Genomic DNA, 24,697 nt, shown 5'->3' on the forward strand with positions numbered 1-24,697 from the left:
CTTTTCAACCTATTTTTAATAGAATTAATATTCTTCTACAAATTTTGGTTGTGTTGCTTTATTTCCAAAGAAAGTCAATATGAAAACGCACAATAATAAAAAGTATAATGAGTAACTCCATGTTGAATCGATAGCATATAATTTTCCAAAAATAGGAGGACCAAATGCAGCAATTAAATAGCCAATAGATTGTGCCATTCCTGATATTTTAATCGTTCCTGTCATTGTTTTGGTTCTCAATGAAAAGAATAAAATTGATAAACTAAATGCAAAACCTCCTGCAATTCCTATAAGTATAGCACTTAGAAAACTAAATTGAGCTTTAAAAATAATTAATATCAGAAGTCCGATACAATACAAAGCAGAAGTAATGTAAATCATAATCGTAGGATTTTTCATTCTTGATGCTAAAATTGGGCTAAAAAGCATTGCAGGTAACATCGCTAATTGCAAAACAGAAAATACCCAACCTGCATTTGTCTTTGTCATTCCAAAATCAATTAATAACGTTGGTAATAAAGCGACTAAACAATAGTAAATTAAAGACTGTAATCCCATAAATACACTAATATTCCAAGCTTGTTTTGAACGAAAAATATTAAATGAAGTTTGTTTAGATTGAACTGTATTATGTTCTGTTTTTGATTTATTTCTTAATGCATCAATAGTTGTGATAATAAGTGCTAAAACACCACCAATAATCCAAATTCCTAACGAACCTTTCCAACCTGAATTCGTCCAATTTCCAATTGTAATACTTAAACCAGAAGCCAATGCAGCAATTAAACTCATCGCAACAGAAAAAACTCCTGTCATAATTCCGATTTTATCTGGGAAAATATTTTTAATATATGCTGGTGTTAAGACATTTCCTATACAAATTCCCAAACCTAATAAGAATGAACCAATGTACAATGTTGTAATGTTACCATAAATTCTGATTAATAATCCAATGATTAAAATGATTAATGAATAAATCAATCCATGACGAATATTCATCTTGGCAACAGCTTTACTAACTAAAATAGAACATGCTGCAAAAACGATTAGTGGAATAGAGGTAAGCAAACTTGCTTGAAAGTTATCTATTATCAGAACCGATTTTATTTCATCTAAAATTGGACTAACTGCAGTAATAGGCGCGCGCAAATTGGCAGAAACTAAAATGACGACAGCAATTGCAATTCAAATACTTTTAGAATGATGTTGATTTTTCTCCATTGATTGAATATTTCTTTTTCAATTACAAAATTAAGCATGTCGTTTTTATTAATTTTGCCATAAGTTATATCTAAAACGACAAAAAAAATAGATCATGAAACAGTTAGTTGGTGAATATTCAAATAGTATGACGACCAATACATATGTTTGGTACGAAAAAAATTGGCAACATGATGAAGATCTTCATTCGCATGATTATTTTCAATTAAATTTTGTTGAAGAAGGTTATCAATATTTTCATATCGAACAAAAGATTTATTTGGTTCCACAAAATCATGTGATTTGGATTCCTGCAAATAAAATGCATCGCACAACTTCTGACGCAAAAACGGTTAATCCGATGTTAATTTTATTTAAGAAAGTTCTTGATGATGCTTTTTTTGATTCGATTCATGTTTTTGTAGCACCTCCAATACTCAAAGAAATGATGAGATATGCTTCGAAATGGAATAAATTTTTGATAGAAGAGAAGGAGCAAAGTACTTTTTTAGAAGCTTTGTTGTGTAGTTTACCATATTTTTTCAATCATCATAATAATTTAGAATTACCAGTTCTTGTTGATACGAGATTAATTCCTGTAAGTGAATACATTCATTTGAATTATATGAATGATTTTAATCTAAATGATTTAACAGAAAAAGCGAATATGTCTACAAGAAATTTACAACGTATTTTTAAACATGAAACAGGAATTACACTTCAAAAATATATGCAACTTATTCGAATTTTGAAAAGTATAGAATTAATTGATGCCAATAATTTTACGTTGAGTGAGATTGCTTATCAAGTAGGTTATAAAAGTCTATCTGCCTTTACATCTTCTTATTTTTTGGTAACTAAAATGAAACCAAAACTAAAAAAGGCTTTATTGTAAAATCAATAAAGCCTTTTTTAACTGTGTAAATTTATTCTCCCAAAAGTACACCCGAAATATTCCAGTAGCTAAAACTACCACCTTCTGGCTTTCCTTGAGGAATTTTAACTTGTATATTATGTTTTCCTGCTTTTAAATTTCCTAAATCTACAAAGTAAGGATTGGTAATTGTACCCGGACACCAATTAGAACGACTATAATCTGAAGAAGACAAACCATTGTCAAAATTGCCAGAAGCAGGATTGTAAGCACGATATGCACCACAATCTTGTCGCCACGGAACAATATTAAAAATCTTTTGACCATCAAGGAAAATACTATTTTCTTTTGGAACAAATTCGTCTCCATTTTCCCAACCTCCATGTCCAGTTGTTGTGAAACGCAATTTTGCATTGTTGTAATCTTCTTTCAATGTAAATTCTACTGTAAATCCATTTGGATTATCAAAAAGTGAAGGATATTCTTGACCTGCCATTTCCATAACATTTGTTGTATTAAAAATTGGTAGGACTTTTTTTGTTGGTATAGTAGAAGAATTGGATGGATGAATTGTCATATTTGCAGAAATAGTATGACCATCTTGATCATAATTACCAATAAAGAAACCAATTAAAATTTCTTGATTAGAAAGTAAACTTTGAAATTCTGTAATTTCTTGACGGTATTTGGCTTCTGTTTGCCATGTTTGATTTTTCAGTTGAATATGATTGAATTTATTAATTCCAAATGGCGTGAAAAAACGCATGAATTCAATTGTTGGGGAATAATTTTCTGTTAGAAAATAACCTTGATATTTTTTACCATTCGTGCCAGAGAAAACTGGTAATTGATTAATTCCTTTTTGTAAAGCATCCATAAAAGTAATTTTAGAATCACGTGGAATCAAAAATACAGAACCAGTTCTATCATAAGCATCTCCATTAGATTGTTGCGTAACATTTAAGAAAACTTGACTTCCTTCTTTTATTTGAGGCATTTTAATTTTTCGAACCACAACAGTTCCATTTGCAAAACGATAAATTGAATCATTTGAAGAAAAATTGTTACTAAAATTAATTTGTTGATCAGTTAAAAGAGGAATATTTACAAATTTACTTTTCCAAATAATGTCTTTATATGTCAATAAATCGACTGGTTTTTGAAGTAATTCTTTGGTTATAAATTCGCTTGGAATAGGCTCTTTTTGTCTTTCGATTTTAGAAGCGCGAATTGTCATATTGTTGTTACGTGTAAATTCTAACACAAATCCCAAATTCATTCCAACCATTGTTGGAGCTGCATTAATGTCCATATTGTCGACAAACCAAACATCGATGGTATTCGAATTAATTGATGTAGTTGCTTTTTTACAACGCAAACCTAAAATTCGTTTTGTTTCTTTCGAAATTGTAAAAACAGATTTATTAAACGAAACAGAATCATTAGAAATGATAGAATGAATAGAGTCAAACTGTGTTACTAACGAAATAATTGATGGTTTTGTTTTTGTGTAATAAAAAGTTTCGTCAGGATATTTTGTAGTGTTATTAAAGCTTTGTTGCTTCCCGATAATAGTTTCTTTTGTATTTGCTAATACTTGTATTGGATTACTTTCTTCGACTTTCTTTCCGTTCGAAAATCGTTCATAGGTAATTTTGTATGTTTCTTGTGCATTCAAAACAATAGCTTGAATACAGAAAATAATAAGAAGAATTGATTTCAATTTCATGTGTGATAAAATAAAAAAGGTTTACAAACGAATTGTAAACCTATAAAATTATCTAATAGTATGAAAAATATTCTTACACAAATGCATTAATTCCTGTCACATCTGCGCCTGTAATCAATAAATGAACATCATGTGTTCCTTCATATGTAATAACAGATTCTAAATTCGCAGCATGTCGCATCATAGGGAAATCACCAACAATTCCCATTGCACCAATAATTTGACGAGATTCTCTTGCGATATCTAAAGCCATTTTTACATTATTGCGTTTTGCCATAGAAATTTGTTCTGGCGTTGCTTTATTTTCATTTTTCAATGTACCTAATCGCCAACATAATAACTGTGCTTTTGTAATTTCTGTTATAAATTCGGCTAATTTTTTTTGTTGCAATTGAAAAGAAGCAATTGGTTTCCCGAATTGAGTTCTTTCTAATGAATATTTTAAAGCTGAATCATAACAATCAATAGCAGCGCCAATTACGCCCCAAGAAATTCCATATCTAGCCGAGTTTAAGCACGATAATGGTCCACGTAAACTATTTACTTCTGGTAAAATTTGGCTTTCATCTATTTTTACATTTTCAAAGACTAATTCACCTGTTTTAGATGCTCTTAATGACCATTTGTTAAACGTTTCAGGAGTAGTAAAACCTTGCATTCCGCGCTCTACAATTACACCTCTTATCTTTCCTTCTTCATCTCTTGCCCAAACAACAGCAATATCACAAATTGGTGAATTTGTAATCCACATTTTTGCTCCGTTTAATAGATAATGATCTCCATTTTTTGTTAAACGAGTTTCCATTCCGCCTGGATTAGACCCGTGATTAGGTTCTGTTAATCCAAAACTACCGATGAATTCTCCCGAAGCTAATTTTGGTAAATACTTGCGTTTTTGTTCTTCAGATCCAAATGTAAAAATTGGATACATAACCAAAGAAGATTGCACAGATGCAGCAGAACGAACAGCAGAATCGCCACGTTCTAACTCTTGCATGATTAATCCATAAGACATTTGGTCCAAACCAGCACCTCCATATTCTTCTGGGATATATGGACCTAATGCGCCAATTGCACCTAATTTTTTCATTAAATCAGGAATGTCTTTGTGATGTTGTGCAGCATCATCTATAACAGGTTTTATTTCGTTGTCCACAAAATCTCGAACAGATTGACGAATTAATTTATGTTCTTCGGTTAATAGATCATCAATCTTAAAATAATCTGTAGTTGAATTCATTTTATGCGGTTTTATTTTATTAAATCTAAAGATTATTCAGTAAATTAAAAATTATTCTGAATAAAATTTATTAAAAATTTTAATTTATGAAACTTTTGACTAATTTAGGTAAAAGTTAAAACCACAAAATAACACAAAAAAATGATAGAAAACGAATTAAAAGAATTGGGTATTTCTTCCGAAAATCTCGGAACATCGACGGGAAGTACTTGGTTTGGAAAAGGTGAAGAGCTTTCTTCTTACTCGCCAGTAGACGGAAAATTAATTGGAAAAGTAAAATCATCAACAAAAGATGATTATGAAGAAGTCATCACTAAAGCTCAAGTAGCTTTCAAAGAATGGCGAATGATTCCTGCTCCAAAAAGAGGGGAAATAGTTCGTCAGTTTGGAGATAAACTTCGTGAGAAAAAAGCTTCTTTGGGAAAATTGGTTTCGTATGAAATGGGAAAATCCTATCAAGAAGGTTTAGGGGAAGTACAGGAAATGATTGATATCTGTGATTTTGCAGTTGGATTATCACGTCAATTATATGGTTCGACTATTCATTCAGAACGACCTTTGCATCGTATGTACGATCAATATCACCCGCTTGGTGTTGTTGGTGTTATTTCAGCTTTTAATTTTCCTGTAGCTGTTTGGGCTTGGAATACATGTTTGGCTATGGTTTGTGGTGACGTTGTCGTTTGGAAACCGAGCGAGAAAACACCTTTGTGTGCAGTAGCATGTCAACATATTTTAGCAGAAGTTTTAAAAATAAATGATATTTCTGAAGGAGTTTCTTCTTTGGTTATGGGAGATAAATCGATAGGTGAGTTGATTGCTCAAGATCGTCATGTAGCATTGGTTTCTGCAACAGGTTCTACACGAATGGGAATTGAAGTGAACAAAGTGGTTGCAGCTCGTTTGGGTAAAACAATTTTAGAATTAGGTGGAAACAATGCGATTATTGTTTCGCCAGATGCTGATCTTAAGATTATGCTAACTTCGGCTGTTTTTGGAGCTGTTGGTACGGCAGGACAACGTTGTACAACGACAAGACGTCTTATTGTTCACGAGTCGATTTATGATAAAGTAAAAGAGTCGTTAGTAAATGCTTATACACAAATAAAAATAGGAAATCCATTGGATACGGCAAATCATGTTGGTCCATTAATCGATCAACAGGCTGTTGAAATGTACGCAAATGCTTTAGAAAAGATTAATCAAGAAGGAGGAAAAATAATAGTTGAAGGAGGAGTTTTAGAAGGAAATGGCTTTGAAAGTGGTTGTTATGTGAAACCTGTTATTGCAGAGGTTGAAAATCATTTTGAAATAGTTCAACACGAAACTTTTGCTCCGATTTTATATTTAATCAAATATTCAGGAGATGTATTGAATGCAATAGAAATTCAGAATAATGTGGCGCAAGGTTTATCGTCTTCGATCATGACAAATAATCTACGTGAAGCTGAATTATTTTTAAGTCAACAAGGTTCTGATTGTGGTATTGCAAATGTAAACATTGGTACTTCTGGTGCTGAAATTGGTGGAGCTTTCGGAGGCGAAAAAGAAACTGGTGGTGGACGAGAATCTGGTTCAGATGCTTGGAAGGCATATATGCGACGACAAACGAATACAATTAATTATTCGACAGAAGTGCCTTTAGCGCAAGGAATTAAGTTTGACTTTTAAATTTAAAAACTATGAGTACAGTACACGAAAGATTAGCAAAACATATATTGGCAGACGGATATCCAATCGTTATGGATATGGACAAATCGCATGGTTCTTATGTAGTCGATGAAAATGGAGTAGAATATTTAGATTTATTTTCGATGTTTGCTTCGACAGCTATTGGTTATAATCACCCACATTTGATGGCTAAAATTGATTTTTTAGGAAGAAATGCAGTGAATAAACCTGCAATGTCAGACATATATACAAAAGATTACGCTGATTTAATTGATACGTTTGAGCGTGTAGCAATGCCAAAAGAATTACAGTATTTATTTTTTATATCTGGAGGAACTTTGGCGGTTGAAAATGCATTAAAAACAGCTTTTGATTGGAAAACAAGACTTAACTTTTCGAAAGGAATAGAGAAGGAGGCAGGTGAAGTAATTCATTTCAAGCAAGCATTTCATGGACGTTCTGGTTATACATTATCGTTAACGAATACAAAAGATCCACGTAAATATGAATATTTTCCGAAGTTTGATTGGCCAAGAATTGATAATCCAAAACGTATCTACCCAGTTACAGAAGAAAATCTTTGTAAAGTTGTTGAGTCAGAAAATAGAGCGGTAGAGCAAATAGAATCAGTTTTAGAACAACGAAAAAATAAAATTGCTTGTATTATCATAGAGCCGATTCAAGGTGAAGGAGGAGATAATTATTTTAGGAAAGAGTTTTTTCAGAAATTAAGAGAAATCTGTGATAGAGAAGAGATTTTATTGATTTTTGATGAGGTGCAAACAGGTATGGGAATGACAGGTAAAATGTGGGCTTTTCAACATTACGATGTTATTCCTGATGTTATTTCGTTTGGTAAGAAAACACAAGTTTGTGGAATTTTAGCAAATAAAGAAAAGTTGGATCAAATTCCGAACAATGTTTTTAAGGAATCAAGTCGTATCAATTCAACTTTTGGAGGGAATTATATTGATATGTTGCGTTTCAAATTAATTTTAGAAGTTATCGAACAAGAAAAATTAGTAGAAAATGCGGCGGAGAAAGGAAAATATATTTTATCTAAACTGAATGAGATTGCAAAAGAAACGAAGAAAATTCATTCTGTTCGAGGATTAGGATTATTCATAGCATTTGATTTTTCATCAGATTCGGATCGGTCAACATTCATTAAAACTTGTTTCGAAAATCATATGATTATTCTGCCATGTGGAGAAAACTCGGTACGAATGCGACCACATCTCAATATTTCACAAGAAGATACTGATAAAGCGATAGAAATTATTAAATTAGCATTAAAATAACCTAAAAGAGCAACCAAAGTGAGGTTGCTTTTTTAATTTTATATTTGATAAAACTAAAATATGATAGAGTCTTTTTTCTTCGATTTTGATGGAACATTACAAGGTTTTGAAAATCATTCTTTAAGTGATTCAGCAATCGAAGCATTGAAATTATTAAAACAAAAAAACAAAAAAATATATATCGCAACAGGAAGAAGTTTGAAAGATATGCCCGAAACTATTTTTGAACATGGTTTTGATGGATATATTAATAATAATGGAGGAATGTGCTCGGATAGAGATAGAAAAACATTTTTTACCGAATATATTAATCCAAAGGATATTGAAGCTTTGTTAAAATATGACGAAGAAAATCCAACTGTTTTTTCGTTTATGACTTCTGATTCTTTTTCGATAAATCGTGTGAACGATAAGATAATTAAATCATTTAGTCATTTTGATTTGTCTGTTCCAGATGTTGTTGATCCAAGAAATTTACCATTTGATAATGTGATGCAAATGAATCTTTTTGTGGATGAAAAAACAGAAAAAAATATTTTAGAAAACGTGATGAAAAATAGTGTAAGCACGCGTTGGATAGAGTACTTTGCAGATGTAAATCCAAAAGGCATTAATAAAATGAAAGGTATAGAACGAATGGCAAATCGTCATCTGTTGGATTTGTCTAAAACAATGGCTTTTGGTGATGGAGGAAATGATATCACTATGTTGCAAGGTAGTAAAATTGGAGTCGCAATGGGAAATGCGAACGAAAATGTAAAAGAAATCGCCGATTTTGTAACAACTTCTGTTGATGAAGATGGTATCTGGAATGCTTTAAAACATTTCGAAATTATCTAAGTTTTACTAATCAAATCTATAAAAATCCAACTTCGGTTGGATTTTTTATATTTCACAATGTTGTGTTAATTACATATTCTACTATTGTAGAGTTTTAAAATAAAAATTATTTTAGATTATTATTAATTAACAAACTAAAAAAAAATGAAATATTTATTGGTTATTATAAGTTTTTTTTCAATTATTGCTAATGCTCAAGAAGGATTAGAGGTTGAATATGAGGAAGTTTCTATTCCGAGATTAATTGGGAAAGATGGAAAAGAAGAAAAGTTAGAAGATGCATTTATCGCAGCGCTTTCTGTTCCGAAGAATTATGTATTACAGATAGAAAATGGACGAAGTGTTTTTTCTAAAATTGAGAGAATTAATAACTCTCAAGGAAATGCGACTGTTACACTACTAGGAATTATTAGTTATAATTTTGAATTAGATTTCACTCAAAATCAATTAAAACAAGAATGGATGATAGAGAATAAGAAATATCTTGTTACTGATACCATTTCTACACATTACAAATATGAATTGACGCCAGATAAATCTACCTATTTAGGTTTTGATGTTAAACAAGCAGTTGTTAAGTATGATGAGAATAACAAAATGGTTATTTGGTATGCACCGAGTTTACCTAAACGTTTTGGTCCAAAAGAATTTATCAATTTACCAGGTTTAGTATTAAAAGTAGAATCTGTTCAGAACGGAAAAATTGATCCATCTTATTCTTTAAAAGCAACTTCTGTTGTAATGAAAAATAATATTGATTTTAAGAAATTATTCAAAGCGAAAGAAATTACAAAAACGCAATTCGAACAATTGAAAATAGATTACGATAAACATAACTCGAACATACATCAAGGTGTAGATAAAAAATAAGAAAAGGATTTCAAATCGAAATCCTTTTCTTATTTTTTATTAATTGATAAGCTTATTTATCAATAGATCCCATAACACGTTGCATAAAAGTATTTGCAGCAGTACGCTCGTCCATACCTTCATCCATCATTTGTTTCATTTCCATTGCTCCGCAAATGTTAGAAATCATTTCACCAATTACTTCTTGTTCTGGCTCTTTTACAGCAGGAGAATCAGCATAAACTTCCAAAACTTCTAAAGCTGTTTCCATTGCTTCAATAGAAACATTTTTTGCTAAATTTTTAAATACCGGCAGCTTCATTGATCAATTCTTTTACAGCATCAATTTTAGATGCAGTTACTTGTCCTACATTAACTCCTCCTTTGAAAACTGCGAAAGTTGGTAAATTTGGAACTTCAGCTAATTTTCTTGATTCTACTAATTTCTCAGCATCAACATATAAGAATTCTGCTTGACCTTCGTATTCAGCCGCTAATTTTTTGAATTTTGGTTTTACCAAACGGCAGTTTCCACACCATCCAGCACCATATTGTACAATTACTATATTGTTATCAGCAACTACTTGTGCTAAGTTATCTTGTTCTAATTCTGCAAACATTTTTTTAATTTTTAAAGTGTTAAAAATTGGATATAAAAAAGGCTGTCTAAGGTATTAACTTAGTGATTTTATATTGAAAATAAATCAGTTAAAAATCTTCTGTCAAAATTTTAGACAGCCTCTTCGTGAATTTTGAAATTCTAAGATTTCAAATTATTTTTAGTGAGAAGCTAAATAAGAAGCAACACCATCTTTAGTAGCGTTCATTGCATCTTTTCCTTCTTCCCAGTTAGCTGGACAAACTTCACCGTATTTTTCTACATGTAAAATAGCGTCTAATAAACGTACATACTCATCAATGTTACGTCCTAATGGTAAATCGTTGATTGTTTCGTGACGAACAACACCGTTTTTGTCGATGATGAAAGTACCACGGTAAGCAACTGGAGCTCCTTCAAATTTTAAAGAATCATTTTCTTCATTGTAAACATACTCACCAGCTAAAACTCCGTAATCCATAGCGATAGTTTTTGCTAAGTCAGCAACGATTGGGTAAGTAACACCTTCGATACCTCCGTTATCTTTAGCAGTGTTTAACCATGCTAAGTGTGTTTCTTCTGAATCACAAGAAGCAGCAATTACAACAGCATCTCTTTTTTCGAATTCAGCTAATTTAGCTTGGAATGCATGTAATTCTGTCGGACATACGAATGTAAAATCTTTTGGGTAGAAGAATAAAACGATGTTTTTTTCTCCGATTGGCATTGAAAAGTTTTCTACGATTTCGTCTCCATCAATTACTGCTGGCGCTGTGAATAAAGGCGCTTTTTTTCCTACTAATGACATAATTTTAATTTTTTATATTTTGTTTTTTACTTCTCGATTTGATAAAACTTGTAATAGTTTTTATCTCTTTTACTGATGCAAATTTAGACTGATATTTTAAACTGTCCATATATTTTCAATTTCAAATATAGATTAAACTATAAATTATATTTATGATATATGATTAATAATAATTATTGAGTTAATATTTTATTGAAATTCAATACAACAAGCCTTTTTATCTTATCTCTACGCTAATTTACGAAGATTATTTACCTTAAAGAATGATATTGCTTATGTTGATGATTCTTTAAAATGAATTAAATTTTATTTCTATATTAGTAGAATAATAAACACTATAAAATGCTAAAATATTTATTTTTAATACTTCCAATAATTGGATTTGCCCAAGATGCTATTCGAGTAGAATACGAAGTGAAACAAGAATTTGATAGAAGTTCGTATAAGAAAATATCAGTAAAAACCGAAGAAATGCTTGTCAATTCTGAGAATAAACGATATTATTTTGAGTTATTTGTAAATGCTACAAATTCTAATTTTGAAAAAATAGAACGTATCAATAATGAGCAAAATCGAGGAAGTTCTTTTGGATTATCGAGTGATATAGGTTCTAATATCTATAAAAATTTTAATACAAAAGAATTGTATGAAAATAGTGAAATGAAACCCAAATTATTTATCAAAGATTCCATCCAAACTTTCCCTTGGATATTGAGTAAAGAAGAGTCAACTATCTTAGGTTATAATGTAAGAAAAGCAACCTATACTAATCCAAAACAAACAGTAGAAGCATGGTATTCAACAGATTTACCTTTTCGTGATGGTCCTTCTCGTTTTAATGGATTACCAGGTCTTATTTTACAAGTAAAATTTGCGTCTTCATTTTCGAATGTTACTATAAGTGCAATAGATATAAAACCTTACATAGGGAAGATCGAATTACCAAATAAATCGAAAAAAGTTACAAAGGAAGAATATGATAAGGAGATTGAGAAATCGATGGGGAAATCTAGAGGAATAATAAATCAAGGCGTAGAGAAAGATTAAGATATTAAAGCGAAAAAGGTTAGTGAATTCACTAACCTTTTTCGTTTTATATTTTTTTACTTTTTCCTTCAATATATGTATTGAAATTTTTTCCATCCATCGAAATTTCAAAAACTGTATTTATTTCTTTGTTTTCGAGTAATTGATAAGTTAATTTAAATGTTGGCATTTTTGCAATAGTTTCACTTAAAAAAGTGATTGTTTTTTCAGAATACGAAATAGAGTAATTGATAATATGTCCTTCATTATCAAAATAAATCGCTTTCGATAATTTTTTATTTTCATCCAAATAAACGATCATTAAATCCTTATGTATTGTTTTGTTTTTCAAGTCTTTTGAAGGATATTCAGAATGACTTTTTCTTACAATTACATTTTGATCTAATTGATATTCGAATGAAAAAACACCTTTTCCTTCTCCAGGTTTCCCGTTACCAATTCCTTCCCAACTTCCAATTAACCAATCCCAGTTATTATTCGTTTGTGCGAATGCAAAATTAGTAATGTTTAGGAATAAAATTATGGCAATTAATTTTTTATAAATCATTAATATATTGTGTATTATTTATATTGCATAAAGCAAACTTCTATTATTTCATCTGCAAAATTACAGTTGCTAATTTCTACTGGAACCGTATTAACACCTGGTTGAACAGTATAAACACTCGAATTTTTTGTGTAAATTTTTGAAGCATTTTTAAACTTAAACTCAAAAATACCTTTTTCATTCATCATTCCACGATTGTTAATCGTAACGGTGTACTTACAATTATTCAACGTTTTGTTCCAGCTTGTCACATCAATTGTAAAGGAGCATGAGTAATGTTTATTGTCATCTTCCTGCCATAAGCAAGACTGAAAACTCAATAATAAAAAGAATACACTAAATTTTATAAACTTCATTGACATTAATTTGGGTTGTAAATAAGCCGTAATTTACAAAAACTGTATCTTTTTTAAACTTATCTATTGTTCCAACACTCGATGATCCATGAATTTTTACACGATCACCAACTTTCAATGCATCAATTTTCTTCTTTGTTTCAGCTTTTTCTTTCTGCTCAATCACTTGTTTTTGTTGAGAAATTGTCTCCGAGTTTTCTTTTAATTCACGCTTAACTTCTTTCTCTACAATTTTTTCAATTTTCTTTAATTGTTGAACTTCTTTCGTTTTTTTCGAATTTTCCATTTCAATTAATTTCAGAAAATTAGAAATCATTTGTTTTTTATTCTTCGTTTTTAAATAAGAATCAGCCATATCCGAAATACGCTCACCTAATTTCAAACGCTTTTGTTCGCGATCATATAATTGTTGAAAATCGTATAATTTTTGTTGAATTTTTTCATTCGTTTGTTCTAATTTTTCATTGTGCTCAATATTGGTTTCACGTAATTCTTCAACATGATCTTTTGTTTTCTGAATTTCGAATTTCTCTTGTTGAAGTTTCAAAATGGTTTTATCCAAACTCACTTTTTCACTTTCTACTTTTTTCTTTGCACGATTGATTAAACGGAACGGAATTTTATTTTTCTCGGCAACTTCAAACGTAAACGAACTACCAGCTTGACCTATTTCTAAACGATAAAGAGGTTCTAAAGTTTTTTTATCAAATAACATGCACGCATTTATGGCTTCTGGTAAGCTTTCTGCACTCAATTTGATATTGGTGTAATGCGTTGTAAAAACACCAAACGAATTTCTTTCATAAAACTCTTCGAAGAAAACTTCTGCCAAAGCACCACCTAATTCAGGATCAGAACCAGTACCAAATTCATCGACTAACAACAATGTTTTATCATCCGCATTTTTTAAGAAATAAGACATTTGTTTTAGACGATAACTATAAGTTGATAAATGATTTTCAATTGATTGATTGTCTCCAATATCGGTGTAAATTTGATCAAAGAAACCAAATTGACTTTCTTCTTTTACAGGAACTAAAATTCCACTCTGAATCATCAATTGCAATAAACCAATTGTTTTCAAAGTGATAGATTTTCCTCCAGCATTTGGACCAGAAATAATTATAATGCGACAATCTTCGTTAATTTCTAAACTTTGTGGAATCGTTTTTTGTACTTTTCTTTTATTGTTTAAAAATAAAACAGGATGGTATGCATCGACTAATTTTATAATTCGACTTTCAGAAATTTCGGGTAAAATTCCATTAATTAAATAAGCATAATTTGCTTTAGCTTGTGTAAAATCAATATATTCTAAAAACGTTTGATATTCTTCAAGATTTGGTTTATACTCGGCAATTTGAGCTGTTAAATCCAATAAAATCTGAATAATCAAATGTTTTTCTTCTTCTTTTAATTCTTCCCATTCACGACGTGGATTTTGAACACTTTCTGGCTCAATAAATGTAATTGAACCTGTTTTAGAAGTTCCTAAAAACTGCCCTTTTACACGTTTTCTTAATGCTGATTTTACTGCTAAAACGCGTCGGTTTCCAATAACAGATTCACGTATATCATCCAAATAATCTGAATGATAGCTCATCGATTTATTAAATAATTCGGTAATTCGACCATTCAAATGACGAAGTCTATCACGAACAATTTTTAATTCTGGACTTGCATCATCTTTTATTTCTCCAAACTTATTAAAAACTTGATCGATTAGTTTTACGATATTTTTTTCGTAGTTAATCGTTGCTGCTTTATCAAATAAAACTGGTGTATATTCTTGAAAAAGAGTTAGATATTTCAAGATTTCTTTTACTTGAAGTGCATTTGCCTTAATTTTAAAAAATTCTTCGGCAGGCAAATAATAATTTTCGATTTCTAATCGGCTTAGATTTTCATCTAAAATATAGTATTCCGAAAAAGGAAATCGATTTCCAGTTTCAAAAGTTTTTAAATATTCATTAGTTGTTTGAAGATCTTGTACCAAATTTTGGTGATCTTCGTAAGGTTTTAGTTGAAAAATAAATTGTTCAATCTTTTCTGTATAAGCAAATTCTGCGATTTCTTTTTGAATCGCATTAAATTCTAAATCTTTTAAAGTTTGTTCTGATATTTGCATTGATACAAATTTACGGATAATTTTGTTTTCATAAAAAAACAGTAAATGGATATAAAATTAGGGTCTACATGGAAAGATGTTTTAAAAGATGAATTTAATAAAGATTATTTTATACAACTGATTGATTTTGTTGAAAAAGAATATCAAACAAAAACAATTTATCCTCCAAAAGAGCAGATTTTTTCTGCTTTTAATTATACATCTTTAGAAAACTTAAAAGTGGTAATTTTAGGTCAAGATCCCTATCATGGAGAAGGACAAGCAAATGGTTTATCGTTTTCTGTTGCAGATGGAATAAAATTGCCTCCAAGTTTACGTAATATTTATAAAGAATTGAATGATGATTTGGGATTTGAAATTTCTACTTTGGGTAATTTAGAATCTTGGGCAAAACAAGGCGTATTACTCTTAAATGCTACTTTAACTGTTGAAGCTTCTAAAGCAGGTTCTCATCAAAAGAAAGGTTGGGAAGAGTTTACAGATGCTGTGATACAGCAAGTTTCAGATAAAAAGGAAAATGTAGTTTTTATATTATGGGGAGCTTATGCACAAAAAAAAGGGGCAAAAATTGACCGCGAAAAACATTTAGTTATCGAAACTGCTCACCCTTCTCCTTTAGGTGCTTATAGAGGTTTTTGGGAAAGTAAGCCTTTTTCTAAAACAAATAAATATTTAGAGAATAGAAATTTAGTACCTATAAATTGGGAAATAGAAAAGTAGATTACATTGTCATAATTTTTTGTAAATAAGAGTTAAACATTTGTGGAGTATTGACGTTTATATATGGAATTTTTTCTGTTATTTTTTCTATTAATGGCTCATAACTAGCAACGAAAATAGTCGAATTTGGATACTTTTCTTTTATAATAATCAAATAATTAGTCAATAGTGAAACATCATAATCATCATTTATATATATTATGACATGTGAAATTATAAGGTTTTCTAAAAATTCTGATATTGATCGTAAACTTTGATTTTCTCCCAAATAAATACCTTTTTCATTGTTCATTTTTAGATAGAGATAAGCATAGAGTAATTCCAAATCATGCATTTCTCCCTGAGGTAAAAATAATAACCATTTTCGATCATTTTTTTCGGTATAATATATTGATTTTATTAAGTAAAAAAGGTGCTTTCGAATGAGGTTTTTTGAAAAGGAAATGGAAGATTCTTGAATTGAATAATTAGTTAAAATTTGAGACATTTTACTTAGAAATGGAAAAACAATTTCGTTACAACAAATTCCAATACCCAATTTTTTGAAACATATTGTTAAGATAGTATCAAACGATTTCGCATCATAAGAGAAACAAGAACAAATCAATAATTTAAGTAAGGGATGATAATTTTTGTTTTTTTGCAAAAAGTTTTGAATCTCAAATTCGCAAATAACTTGTAATTCTGGTATAGATTTTAAACTTAAATTTTCGACAGAATTTTTTTTATTTGATTCGTTTAGAAAAGAGATTATTATTAATTTTTTAAAATTTTCATGGGTAAATAGAGTGTTTTTGTCAATTTTATCTTCTGTAAAAAACTTATACTTTTTATTCCATAAAATAATCATCTGTTCACTTAATTCAGAAAATTCGGAAAGATTTTTTAAAGTGTAAGTATTCATATTGACGTATTTGAGAGTGATAATAAAGTTAATTAATTTTTATCAAATTTTCACATTAAATTTTGTTTTTTTATTAATTTTTTAGATTCAAAAGTTACAAAATGATAATTTAAAGGCTAAATTTTGGTCTAAAATTATAGTATCTTAGCAAGAGTCATAAAAAAACAAAATCACAAATAAATGTCACAAATTACTCAAGAAGAAAAGAAAGAAAAGTTTGTACACCCTATACAAGAAGCCTATCTTCCTAAAAACAAAGTTCGAATTGTAACAGCAGCAGCTTTGTTTGATGGGCACGATGCGGCTATCAATATTATGCGTCGTATTATCCAATCTACAGGCTGCGAGGTTATTCACTTAGGACATGATAAATCGGTAGAAGATGTTGTAAATACAGCCATTCAAGAAGATGCGAATGCCATTGCAATGACATCATATCAAGGAGGCCACAACGAATATTTTAAATATATGTACGATTTGCTTCAAGAAAAAGGAGCAGGTGATATCCGCATTGTTGGAGGTGGAGGAGGAGTAATTCTTCCGTCAGAAATTAAAGAATTGATGGATTACGGAATTACACGTTTATATTCTCCTGATGATGGACGCGAATTAGGTTTGCAAGGTATGATAAACGATATGGTTGAGAAAGCTGATTTTCCTACAGGAGCTTTAGAATTACCTGAAGGAAAAGATGTCTACCAATCATTAGAAGATAAAGATATCACAACGATTGCGCGTTTAATATCGTTGGCAGAAAATCGTGAAGAAGACTTTTTAAAAGCGTTTGATTACGATAAAGTAGCGGATAAATCTGCGCCCGTTTTAGGAATTACAGGAACAGGTGGAGCAGGAAAATCGTCTATGGTGGACGAATTAGTGCGTCGTTTTTTAATTGATTTTCCAGAAAAATCTATCGCATTAGTTTCTGTAGATCCATCAAAAAAGAAAACAGGAGGCGCTTTGTTAGGAGATCGTATTCGTATGAATTCGATTAACAATCCTCGTGTGTATATGCGTTCGTTGGCAACTCGTCAATCAAATTTAGCATTGTCAAAATATGTGGAAGAAGCAATCCAGGTTTTGAAAGCTGCGAAATATGATTTGATTATTTTAGAAACTTCTGGAATTGGACAATCGGATACTGAAATTTTAGATCATTCAGACGCTTCATTGTACATTATGACGCCAGAATTTGGTGCTGCAACACAATTAGAGAAAATCGATATGTTAGATTTTGCTGACATTGTTGCGATTAACAAATTTGATAAACGTGGTGCTTTAGATGCGTTACGCGATGTGAAAAAACAATACCAACGCAATCATAATCTTTGGGATGTAAACCCAGACGAAATGCCTGTTTTTGGAACAATTGCATCTCAATTCAACGATCCAGGAACCAATCAATTGTATAAATCTATTATTGATAAAGTAGTCGAAAAAACGGGAGCTGATTTGAAATCGACTTTTGAAATTACAAAAGAGATGTCAGAAAAAATCTTTGTAATTCCGCCTTCTCGTACGCGTTATTTATCTGAAATAGCAGAAAATAATAGAGGTTACGATTCTAAAGTTGTAGCTCAGAAAGAGGTAGCACAAAAATTATATGGTTTCTTCAAAACAATCGAAACACTTTCTGGTAAAACTCCAGCAATTACACATCACGGAATTGAGATTTCTGGAACTGAAAATGCAGATTTAGTAAAAGTACTTTTGGCAGAGTTTGATAAATTAAAGATGAATTTAGATCCTTTTAATTGGGAAGTAATTACGACTTGGGATGAAAAGGTAAATAAATATAAAAATCCGGTTTATACGTTTAAAGTTCGTGATAAAGAGATTAAGATTAAAACTCATTCTGAATCTTTATCGCATTTACAAATTCCTAAAGTTGCATTACCAAAGTACGAAGCTTGGGGCGATATTTTACGTTGGGTTTTACAAGAAAACGTTCCAGGAGAATTTCCGTTTACATCGGGATTATATCCATTCAAACGTGAAGGAGAAGATCCAACGCGTATGTTTGCAGGTGAAGGAGGTCCAGAAAGAACCAATCGTCGTTTTCATTATGTATCGAAAGGAATGTCAGCAAAACGTTTGTCTACGGCTTTTGACTCGGTAACTTTGTACGGAAATGATCCAGGTCATCGTCCAGATATTTATGGAAAAATTGGGAATGCAGGAGTTTCGATTTGTTGTTTAGATGATGCAAAGAAATTGTATTCTGGTTTCGATTTATCTCACGCAATGACATCAGTTTCGATGACTATTAATGGTCCGGCACCTATGTTGTTAGGTTTCTTTATGAATGCCGCAATTGATCAAAATTGTGAAAAATACATCAAAGAAAATGGTTTAGAAGCTGAAACTGAAGCGAAAATTAAAGCTATTTACGAAGATAAAGGTTTAGAAAGACCTCGTTACAATGGCGATTTACCAGAAGGAAATGATGGTTTAGGATTGATGCTTTTAGGTGTTACAGGAGATCAGGTTTTACCTGAGGATGTGTATGCTGAAATCAAGAAAAATACGTTAGCACAAGTTCGTGGAACAGTTCAAGCAGATATTTTAAAAGAAGATCAAGCACAAAATACATGTATTTTTTCTACTGAATTTGCGTTGCGTTTAATGGGTGATGTGCAAGAATATTTCATCAATCAAAATGTTCGTAATTTTTATTCTGTTTCTATTTCGGGTTACCATATTGCAGAGGCAGGAGCGAATCCTATTACACAATTGGCGTTTACATTGGCAAACGGATTTACATATGTGGAATATTATTTGTCTCGCGGAATGGATATCAATGCGTTTGGACCAAACTTATCGTTTTTCTTCTCGAATGGTATCGATCCAGAATATTCAGTAATTGGTCGTGTAGCTCGTAAAATTTGGGCAAAAGCCTTGAAAAATAAATATGGAGCAAATGAGCGCGCACAAATGTTGAAATACCATATTCAAACATCGGGTCGTTCGTTACACGCACAAGAAATTGATTTCAACGATATTCGTACAACGTTGCAAGCGTTATATGCAATTTACGATAACTGTAACTCGTTGCATACGAATGCGTATGATGAAGCGATTACAACGCCTACGGAAGAGTCTGTGCGTAGAGCTATGGCTATTCAGTTGATTATCAACAAAGAATTAGGTTTAGCGAAAAATGAAAATCCAATTCAAGGTTCGTTCATTATTGAGGAATTAACAGATTTAGTTGAAGAAGCTGTTTTACAAGAATTTGATCGTATTACAGAGCGTGGTGGCGTTTTAGGAGCAATGGAAACCATGTATCAACGTTCTAAAATTCAGGAGGAATCATTGTATTACGAAACGTTGAAACATAATGGATCTTTCCCAATTATTGGTGTAAATACGTTCTTAAGTTCTAAAGGTTCGTCAACAGTTGTTCCTGCAGAAGTTATTCGTGCAACAGAGGAAGAAAAACAATTCCAAATTAAAACGAAAGAAAATTTACATGCAGCAAAAGGAGAAGAAGAAAAAGTATTACTTGAAAAAGTGCAAGAAATTGCAATTCAGAATGGTAATATTTTCGAAGCTTTGATGGATGTAACAAAAGTATGTTCACTTGGACAAATCACTGATGCGTTGTTTAACGTGGGTGGTCAGTACCGTAGAAATATGTAATTATTATAAGTCAAAAAGTCCCAAAAATTTACTTTTTGGGACTTTTTTAATTTAGAAAACATTATTTATTCTTTTATTTTTTTTCCAGTATAATCATAACTTCCATCTGCTAAACTAAACTCTCTTTTTCCGAAATTACTCGAACTCGAATAATTTGAATTAATAAATTTTGTAAGTTTTTCATTCTTTAAATTAATTAATCCCAAAGTTGATTCAATATAAACTGGTGCAATTCCATAAGAAAAAGGACCTCCAATTTTACTGTATTGAAATGGAATTATTGTTTTATTTGTTTTATCTACAAATCCCCATTTATTGTTTTTTTGAACAGCAAACAAATAATCTTTTGGTAAAAGATCTACCATGTCATTAAATGGTTTTGCATCATCATATTCAAAAGGAACAATTACTTTTCCATTTTGGTCTAAAAAGCCGTATTTATTATTCTTTTTAGCTATAAAATAGCCTTTATCTGCATATTGAATTTCATCTATATTTTTAACTTCAATGATGGTAGGAGATAATTCATTGATAATATAATAGTTATTGTTAGATTTTAATAATGCTAAATTGAAATCCTTATCAAACTCATATTTATCGACAGTCATTATTTTTTTATTGTTCTTATCAATTAATTCGAACTTAGATTCGTCATCTTCTTTTACAATCGCATAATTAGTTGATAAAACATCTAAACTATAATATTTTAAAGGAAGCATTTCCAATGTTTTTTTATCTAAAAAATAATATTGATCTAAACTTTCGAAGAAATTTTCGTTAAGTGAGTAATAAACTTTCGGTATTTTTTTTAGCAATTTAAAATTCAAATCATAAATCAATGTATTATTTGCGTCATTGTTTATAAAATAATTTTGTTGTTGACTATTAAAAAGTGTTATTGGTATTTTTTTCTCATACATTCCATCTTTATAATACATAATCAGCTGTTTTATTGGAGCACCAAAAGTATAGGTAAAATATTTTTCATTTGATGAATTATCAAAAGTTTGTGAAACTTCATCGCTTAATATTTTAATTTCTTTGATGTACTTTTCCATAAACTTAGCATGTTCTATTTTTACATCTGCTTTACTACGACTAATAATATTGTCTAATTTTTCAATAAATTTTGCGATAGTTTTACTAAGAATATCTGGATGGATAGATGTTGTAGAGGAACTATTATTCGAAATTCGTTTATTAGTTGTTGTTATTCCTTGTATGTCTTCAATGTCTAAATTGATTGCATTAGTTTTTAGAATAATTGATATGTCTGAGATTCTTAGAACTTCGAAGTTAAAATTATTAATAGTTGATTTTTGGTTTTCTTTTACAATGATATTAATACTATCTATATTTTTTATTGCAGAGAAAACGAGTTCAGCATCTATTTTAGTGATGGATTTTTTAGGTCTTAAATCAGTAGAAAAATTTGAATTTATATTAATATTTTTCTGAATGATTTCTGTTGTTCCATCGTGATAATAGATTTTTTTTGGAAAGATTTGTGGAGAATTATCTAAAGAACGGTAAATATTTGGGTCTTTTCTTAATCTTATATTTAATAATCCTTCATTATCTATATAATTTACAAAACTTAAATTTACATCACTATTTTCTTTAGCATTTAGGTCAAAATCTTGTTGATTGAATTTATATTTTATCGAATTAGCCGTAATAGGTTTTCTATCTTTTTCATCATTTTTAAAAAAATAATTTAGATATTTATTGAATGTTTCAACATCATTTTCTAATAATTTAATAAAAGATTGATTGGTTTTTACAGTGTGATATCTTTCAATTTCAACTTGGGCAAACGTAAAATTAAAAGTTAGGATTAACAGTAGATTGATTACTTTTTTCATCGGATTATTTTTAGATCGTTAGTATTTTGGTCAATATAAAAATAGAAGGAAAAATCTTTGGAGAAATTTTTTCCTATTGCTTTTAAACAAGAAGTTTTATCTAAAGCTTCTAAATAAGCTAATTTTCCATCTGTGCTAATATGTAATTTTGTTTCTTGTGCTACAGTTGTTTTAAAAGTAGAATTAATAATATTTTCTAATTCGTTGTAAAAATCAAATGATTTTGTTTTACTTATGTTATAATTGTAAGTGTAATTTTCTAATGTTGAATCATATAATAATTTCGAAAGTTTATTGATATCTTTTTCTAAAATAATTTGTCCAAAATCTTGATAAAATTTTAAAATTTTTTGCTCAAGATCTTTTTCTTTGCGCAAATCTTTCCCATTCGACCAACCTTTCACTTCATAATCAACTTGTGGAATAAAGGTATATTCAGCTTCTATATTTTTCATTCCATATTTGTAAGTTCCTGTATAAGAACTGTATCGTATATCACCCTCTTTTATCGTGTCTGTAACGTATTCTTTATTATTGAAAGCAATTTGTTCATCAATTTTTTTATCGTTTGCTGTAGCTTTTTCAAGACTAATTGTTATAAAAGATTCTTTAATAATATTTTTTCGAGGATTATCATTTTCGTCTACACCAGGTTCTATGATAAATTTTAAATGAATTGGTGTTTTACTATTTAAAATAAATTGATTAAGATAAATATTATCTTCATTTATAAATCTATATTGACCAATTTTCGAATATAATGGTAAACCATTGAGATAAATTTTAGGAGAAACTTGAAAATAATCCAAGTTTAAAAAATAGTTTTTTCCCATTAGATTATTCTTAATTTCAGAAGAAATTTTAGCTATAGGATTTGTTGATACTTCTTTAAATATAATTCTCAAAGTTGAGGTTGTATTTTCTTTTAAATTGGCATTTTCGTCAACATCTGCAGTGAATTCTATTTTTTGATCGATAAGATTGATTGAATAGATTTTATAACTGTAAGAATCCGAAATAATTATATCATTTGGAAATGTTTTTTGTAAATAATCAGCAACTTTTATCGTCGAACCTTTTGATTCTTTTTTGATCGCAAATTGAAGTGAATTCTCGTAGAGAACAATATTTTCTACAGGTATTTTATTCCAAAATCCTTTTTCATACGTTTTATAATCTCCATATGCAAAATCAGATTTATTATCTGTGTTGTTAAAGTATGATTTGACTTGTTCTAAATTTTTTAGTTGACCAAAATCAATTGTGTTTTGAGCAAAAGTATTAGATACCATAAAAATGACAGCTAATATAGATTGAATAAGTTTGGATGATTTAATTTGATTCATTTAGGTAGGATTAGATTGATTAAATAGTATTTTAGTAAGATCGAAAAAAAACTTCATTTTGTGCTTTTTAGGTAGTATATTGATTATTAAATATATAAAATAATTGTAATATTTAGCATAGTTTTTTTAGAGTTGAGAATTTATAAGTATGAATGCGAAGATTCCTTCTTAATCAAGAATATACATTTTTCTATTTTTTAAACTTATACCAATTCTATTTCCAAACCAATTAATGCTTGTTTTTCCTTCATAGATTAAACCTTCAACGAAAACTACTTTTGGATCTTTTAATACTACAAATTGATTTGCAATAGATGTTATAGTTCCTCTATAAAATTTAGTTTTTACATTTTCATCAAATTCACTTTTCTTTTCGCTTTTTTCTAAAGTTGCTTGGTCTATATGTAATGTTTTGATGAGTTTATTACTCAACCAAAACGAATTATTTCCTGCGCCAGAATCCAACAAAACCTGAATTTTATACTGATCATTTAGTGTAATGTAAGTAAAAATATCAGTACTTTTATCTGCGTATGTTGATAATTGAATATCAAAAGATTTAGCGTTTATATCCTTCGAAAAATTAGTTAATTCGATTTCATTTTTAGTATAATCAATAATAAAATCTGTATCTCCAAACATTTGAAGAGATATTAATCCATCTATTTCTTTTATATCTATGTTGTACGTAGAATATGGGATTTTTTTAAAGCTTTTTCCAGCAAAAACTACTTCATTATTTTCAAATAAAGGAGCATCAATTCTTTCACCAGTTGCTCTGTATGCAGTAAGAAAATTGTAAGATTCTTTTTGTTTTAAATCGTTGACAAAATTTTCAAAAAATAAATTGATTCCGCCACCAGTATCAAAAATAAAGTTTCCTTCTTTTCCGTCAATAGTTGCTTTTGTAATGATATGTCCAGAAGGTAATACCTGAATTGGAATTTTTTGTGCAAGTAGTTGCGGAACTAAAATGATAGAAAGTAATGAGATAATTTTTTTCATAAAAATGTAATTTCTAATGAGTTTTTA

Annotated in this window: 21 protein-coding genes; 8 read left to right on the forward strand and 13 right to left on the reverse strand. The window is 29.8% G+C overall.

Annotated features, from left to right (window positions below; all coding sequences use genetic code 11):
* Positions 1-24: 24 nt before the first annotated feature.
* A complete protein-coding gene (locus AC2I98_RS00980) occupies positions 25-1,149 on the reverse strand; it encodes an MFS transporter (protein WP_486412785.1) in 1,125 nt (374 codons plus the stop codon).
* A gap of 166 nt (positions 1,150-1,315) precedes the next feature.
* Between AC2I98_RS00980 and AC2I98_RS00985 the strand changes: the two genes are divergently transcribed.
* The gene (locus AC2I98_RS00985) at positions 1,316-2,095 is read left to right on the forward strand and encodes a helix-turn-helix domain-containing protein (RefSeq protein ID WP_486412786.1); all 780 of its coding nucleotides are present in this window, start codon (positions 1,316-1,318) and stop codon (positions 2,093-2,095) included.
* A 31-nt stretch (positions 2,096-2,126) separates the two neighbouring features.
* Here the strand turns inward: AC2I98_RS00985 and AC2I98_RS00990 are convergent, their stop codons facing one another.
* Together AC2I98_RS00990 and AC2I98_RS00995 are read right to left on the reverse strand one after the other, a co-directional pair.
* Complete coding sequence (locus AC2I98_RS00990; protein WP_486412787.1) at positions 2,127-3,803, reverse strand: PNGase F N-terminal domain-containing protein; 1,677 nt, start codon at positions 3,801-3,803, stop codon at positions 2,127-2,129.
* Between the two features lie 73 nt (positions 3,804-3,876).
* On the reverse strand, positions 3,877-5,043 hold the full coding sequence (locus AC2I98_RS00995; protein ID WP_486412788.1) for an acyl-CoA dehydrogenase family protein: 1,167 nt from the start codon (positions 5,041-5,043) through the stop codon (positions 3,877-3,879).
* A 141-nt stretch (positions 5,044-5,184) separates the two neighbouring features.
* Here AC2I98_RS00995 and amaB point away from each other — a divergent pair, with 141 nt between their 5' ends.
* The 4 genes from amaB (at position 5,185) to AC2I98_RS01015 (ending at position 9,725) form a co-directional block, all read left to right on the forward strand.
* Positions 5,185-6,714, forward strand: a complete 1,530-nt coding sequence (gene amaB / locus AC2I98_RS01000; RefSeq protein WP_486412789.1) for an L-piperidine-6-carboxylate dehydrogenase — start codon at positions 5,185-5,187, stop codon at positions 6,712-6,714.
* Positions 6,715-6,725: 11 nt separating this feature from the next.
* Entirely contained in the window at positions 6,726-8,015 is a 1,290-nt protein-coding gene (gene lat / locus AC2I98_RS01005; RefSeq protein WP_486412790.1) for an L-lysine 6-transaminase, read from the forward strand.
* A 60-nt stretch (positions 8,016-8,075) separates the two neighbouring features.
* Positions 8,076-8,855 (forward strand): Cof-type HAD-IIB family hydrolase, encoded by a 780-nt coding sequence (locus tag AC2I98_RS01010; RefSeq protein ID WP_486412791.1) that lies wholly within the window; start codon positions 8,076-8,078, stop codon positions 8,853-8,855.
* Between the two features lie 144 nt (positions 8,856-8,999).
* Positions 9,000-9,725: a GLPGLI family protein gene (locus AC2I98_RS01015; RefSeq protein WP_486412792.1), complete on the forward strand. Its 726-nt coding sequence runs from the start codon at positions 9,000-9,002 to the stop codon at positions 9,723-9,725.
* 52 nt (positions 9,726-9,777) lie between these two features.
* On the opposite strand, the gene AC2I98_RS01020 is transcribed toward AC2I98_RS01015, so the two are convergent.
* From AC2I98_RS01020 to AC2I98_RS01030, 3 genes are all read right to left on the reverse strand, one after another.
* Positions 9,778-10,026, reverse strand: coding sequence for a DUF6952 family protein (locus AC2I98_RS01020; RefSeq protein WP_486412793.1), 249 nt, complete (start codon positions 10,024-10,026; stop codon positions 9,778-9,780).
* Positions 10,007-10,324, reverse strand: coding sequence for a thioredoxin family protein (locus AC2I98_RS01025; RefSeq protein ID WP_135836238.1), 318 nt, complete (start codon positions 10,322-10,324; stop codon positions 10,007-10,009). Before AC2I98_RS01025 ends, AC2I98_RS01020 begins: the two co-directional genes overlap by 20 nt.
* A gap of 159 nt (positions 10,325-10,483) precedes the next feature.
* The gene (locus tag AC2I98_RS01030; RefSeq protein ID WP_038336698.1) at positions 10,484-11,110 is read right to left on the reverse strand and encodes a peroxiredoxin; all 627 of its coding nucleotides are present in this window, start codon (positions 11,108-11,110) and stop codon (positions 10,484-10,486) included.
* Between the two features lie 342 nt (positions 11,111-11,452).
* Here AC2I98_RS01030 and AC2I98_RS01035 point away from each other — a divergent pair, with 342 nt between their 5' ends.
* On the forward strand, positions 11,453-12,157 hold the full coding sequence (locus AC2I98_RS01035) for a GLPGLI family protein (RefSeq protein ID WP_486412794.1): 705 nt from the start codon (positions 11,453-11,455) through the stop codon (positions 12,155-12,157).
* Positions 12,158-12,203: 46 nt separating this feature from the next.
* Here the strand turns inward: AC2I98_RS01035 and AC2I98_RS01040 are convergent, their stop codons facing one another.
* From AC2I98_RS01040 to AC2I98_RS01050, 3 genes are read right to left on the reverse strand one after another with little or no spacing between them, the layout of a single operon-like run.
* Positions 12,204-12,704 carry a hypothetical protein gene (locus tag AC2I98_RS01040; RefSeq protein WP_486412795.1) on the reverse strand — a complete coding sequence of 167 codons (501 nt, stop codon included), beginning with the start codon at positions 12,702-12,704 and terminating at the stop codon, positions 12,204-12,206.
* Positions 12,705-12,718: 14 nt separating this feature from the next.
* Complete coding sequence (locus tag AC2I98_RS01045) at positions 12,719-13,060, reverse strand: hypothetical protein (RefSeq protein ID WP_486412796.1); 342 nt, start codon at positions 13,058-13,060, stop codon at positions 12,719-12,721.
* Positions 13,041-15,188 (reverse strand): endonuclease MutS2, encoded by a 2,148-nt coding sequence (locus tag AC2I98_RS01050; RefSeq protein WP_486412797.1) that lies wholly within the window; start codon positions 15,186-15,188, stop codon positions 13,041-13,043. The genes AC2I98_RS01045 and AC2I98_RS01050 overlap by 20 nt, the downstream gene beginning before the upstream one ends.
* Before the next feature lie 45 nt (positions 15,189-15,233).
* On the opposite strand from AC2I98_RS01050, the gene AC2I98_RS01055 reads away from it, so the two are divergent.
* The gene (locus AC2I98_RS01055; RefSeq protein ID WP_486412798.1) at positions 15,234-15,908 is read left to right on the forward strand and encodes a uracil-DNA glycosylase; all 675 of its coding nucleotides are present in this window, start codon (positions 15,234-15,236) and stop codon (positions 15,906-15,908) included.
* A 1-nt stretch (position 15,909) separates the two neighbouring features.
* Here the strand turns inward: AC2I98_RS01055 and AC2I98_RS01060 are convergent, their stop codons facing one another.
* On the reverse strand, positions 15,910-16,812 hold the full coding sequence (locus AC2I98_RS01060) for a hypothetical protein (RefSeq protein ID WP_486412799.1): 903 nt from the start codon (positions 16,810-16,812) through the stop codon (positions 15,910-15,912).
* A gap of 180 nt (positions 16,813-16,992) precedes the next feature.
* Here AC2I98_RS01060 and AC2I98_RS01065 point away from each other — a divergent pair, with 180 nt between their 5' ends.
* Positions 16,993-20,454, forward strand: coding sequence for a methylmalonyl-CoA mutase family protein (locus AC2I98_RS01065; protein ID WP_486412800.1), 3,462 nt, complete (start codon positions 16,993-16,995; stop codon positions 20,452-20,454).
* A 65-nt stretch (positions 20,455-20,519) separates the two neighbouring features.
* Here AC2I98_RS01065 and AC2I98_RS01070 read toward each other — a convergent pair whose 3' ends face one another.
* From AC2I98_RS01070 to AC2I98_RS01080, 3 genes are all read right to left on the reverse strand, one after another.
* On the reverse strand, positions 20,520-22,319 hold the full coding sequence (locus AC2I98_RS01070) for a WG repeat-containing protein (RefSeq protein WP_486412801.1): 1,800 nt from the start codon (positions 22,317-22,319) through the stop codon (positions 20,520-20,522).
* Positions 22,316-23,665 carry a hypothetical protein gene (locus tag AC2I98_RS01075; protein ID WP_486412802.1) on the reverse strand — a complete coding sequence of 450 codons (1,350 nt, stop codon included), beginning with the start codon at positions 23,663-23,665 and terminating at the stop codon, positions 22,316-22,318. The genes AC2I98_RS01070 and AC2I98_RS01075 overlap by 4 nt, the downstream gene beginning before the upstream one ends.
* A 168-nt stretch (positions 23,666-23,833) precedes the next feature.
* Positions 23,834-24,670 carry a pepsin/retropepsin-like aspartic protease family protein gene (locus AC2I98_RS01080; protein WP_486412803.1) on the reverse strand — a complete coding sequence of 279 codons (837 nt, stop codon included), beginning with the start codon at positions 24,668-24,670 and terminating at the stop codon, positions 23,834-23,836.
* Positions 24,671-24,697: the final 27 nt, after the last annotated feature.

Source organism: Empedobacter sp. EJD.6dd, assembly GCF_057369435.1.

What these genes read in the sequence shown, in the direction of transcription:
- AC2I98_RS01065 (WP_486412800.1), top strand. Translation starts at nt 16,993, where the DNA reads ATGTCACAAATTACTCAAGAAGAAAAGAAAGAAAAGTTTGTACACCCT.
- AC2I98_RS01055 (WP_486412798.1), top strand. Translation starts at nt 15,234, where the DNA reads ATGGATATAAAATTAGGGTCTACATGGAAAGATGTTTTAAAAGATGAA.
- AC2I98_RS01045 (WP_486412796.1), bottom strand. Translation starts at nt 13,060, where the DNA reads ATGAAGTTTATAAAATTTAGTGTATTCTTTTTATTATTGAGTTTTCAG.
- AC2I98_RS01075 (WP_486412802.1), bottom strand. Translation starts at nt 23,665, where the DNA reads ATGAATCAAATTAAATCATCCAAACTTATTCAATCTATATTAGCTGTC.
- AC2I98_RS00985 (WP_486412786.1), top strand. Translation starts at nt 1,316, where the DNA reads ATGAAACAGTTAGTTGGTGAATATTCAAATAGTATGACGACCAATACA.
- AC2I98_RS01015 (WP_486412792.1), top strand. Translation starts at nt 9,000, where the DNA reads ATGAAATATTTATTGGTTATTATAAGTTTTTTTTCAATTATTGCTAAT.
- AC2I98_RS01020 (WP_486412793.1), bottom strand. Translation starts at nt 10,026, where the DNA reads ATGAAGCTGCCGGTATTTAAAAATTTAGCAAAAAATGTTTCTATTGAA.
- AC2I98_RS00990 (WP_486412787.1), bottom strand. Translation starts at nt 3,803, where the DNA reads ATGAAATTGAAATCAATTCTTCTTATTATTTTCTGTATTCAAGCTATT.
- AC2I98_RS01080 (WP_486412803.1), bottom strand. Translation starts at nt 24,670, where the DNA reads ATGAAAAAAATTATCTCATTACTTTCTATCATTTTAGTTCCGCAACTA.
- amaB (WP_486412789.1), top strand. Translation starts at nt 5,185, where the DNA reads ATGATAGAAAACGAATTAAAAGAATTGGGTATTTCTTCCGAAAATCTC.
- AC2I98_RS01025 (WP_135836238.1), bottom strand. Translation starts at nt 10,324, where the DNA reads ATGTTTGCAGAATTAGAACAAGATAACTTAGCACAAGTAGTTGCTGAT.
- AC2I98_RS01050 (WP_486412797.1), bottom strand. Translation starts at nt 15,188, where the DNA reads ATGCAAATATCAGAACAAACTTTAAAAGATTTAGAATTTAATGCGATT.
- AC2I98_RS01070 (WP_486412801.1), bottom strand. Translation starts at nt 22,319, where the DNA reads ATGAAAAAAGTAATCAATCTACTGTTAATCCTAACTTTTAATTTTACG.
- lat (WP_486412790.1), top strand. Translation starts at nt 6,726, where the DNA reads ATGAGTACAGTACACGAAAGATTAGCAAAACATATATTGGCAGACGGA.
- AC2I98_RS01040 (WP_486412795.1), bottom strand. Translation starts at nt 12,704, where the DNA reads ATGATTTATAAAAAATTAATTGCCATAATTTTATTCCTAAACATTACT.
- AC2I98_RS01035 (WP_486412794.1), top strand. Translation starts at nt 11,453, where the DNA reads ATGCTAAAATATTTATTTTTAATACTTCCAATAATTGGATTTGCCCAA.
- AC2I98_RS01010 (WP_486412791.1), top strand. Translation starts at nt 8,076, where the DNA reads ATGATAGAGTCTTTTTTCTTCGATTTTGATGGAACATTACAAGGTTTT.
- AC2I98_RS01060 (WP_486412799.1), bottom strand. Translation starts at nt 16,812, where the DNA reads ATGAATACTTACACTTTAAAAAATCTTTCCGAATTTTCTGAATTAAGT.
- AC2I98_RS00995 (WP_486412788.1), bottom strand. Translation starts at nt 5,043, where the DNA reads ATGAATTCAACTACAGATTATTTTAAGATTGATGATCTATTAACCGAA.
- AC2I98_RS01030 (WP_038336698.1), bottom strand. Translation starts at nt 11,110, where the DNA reads ATGTCATTAGTAGGAAAAAAAGCGCCTTTATTCACAGCGCCAGCAGTA.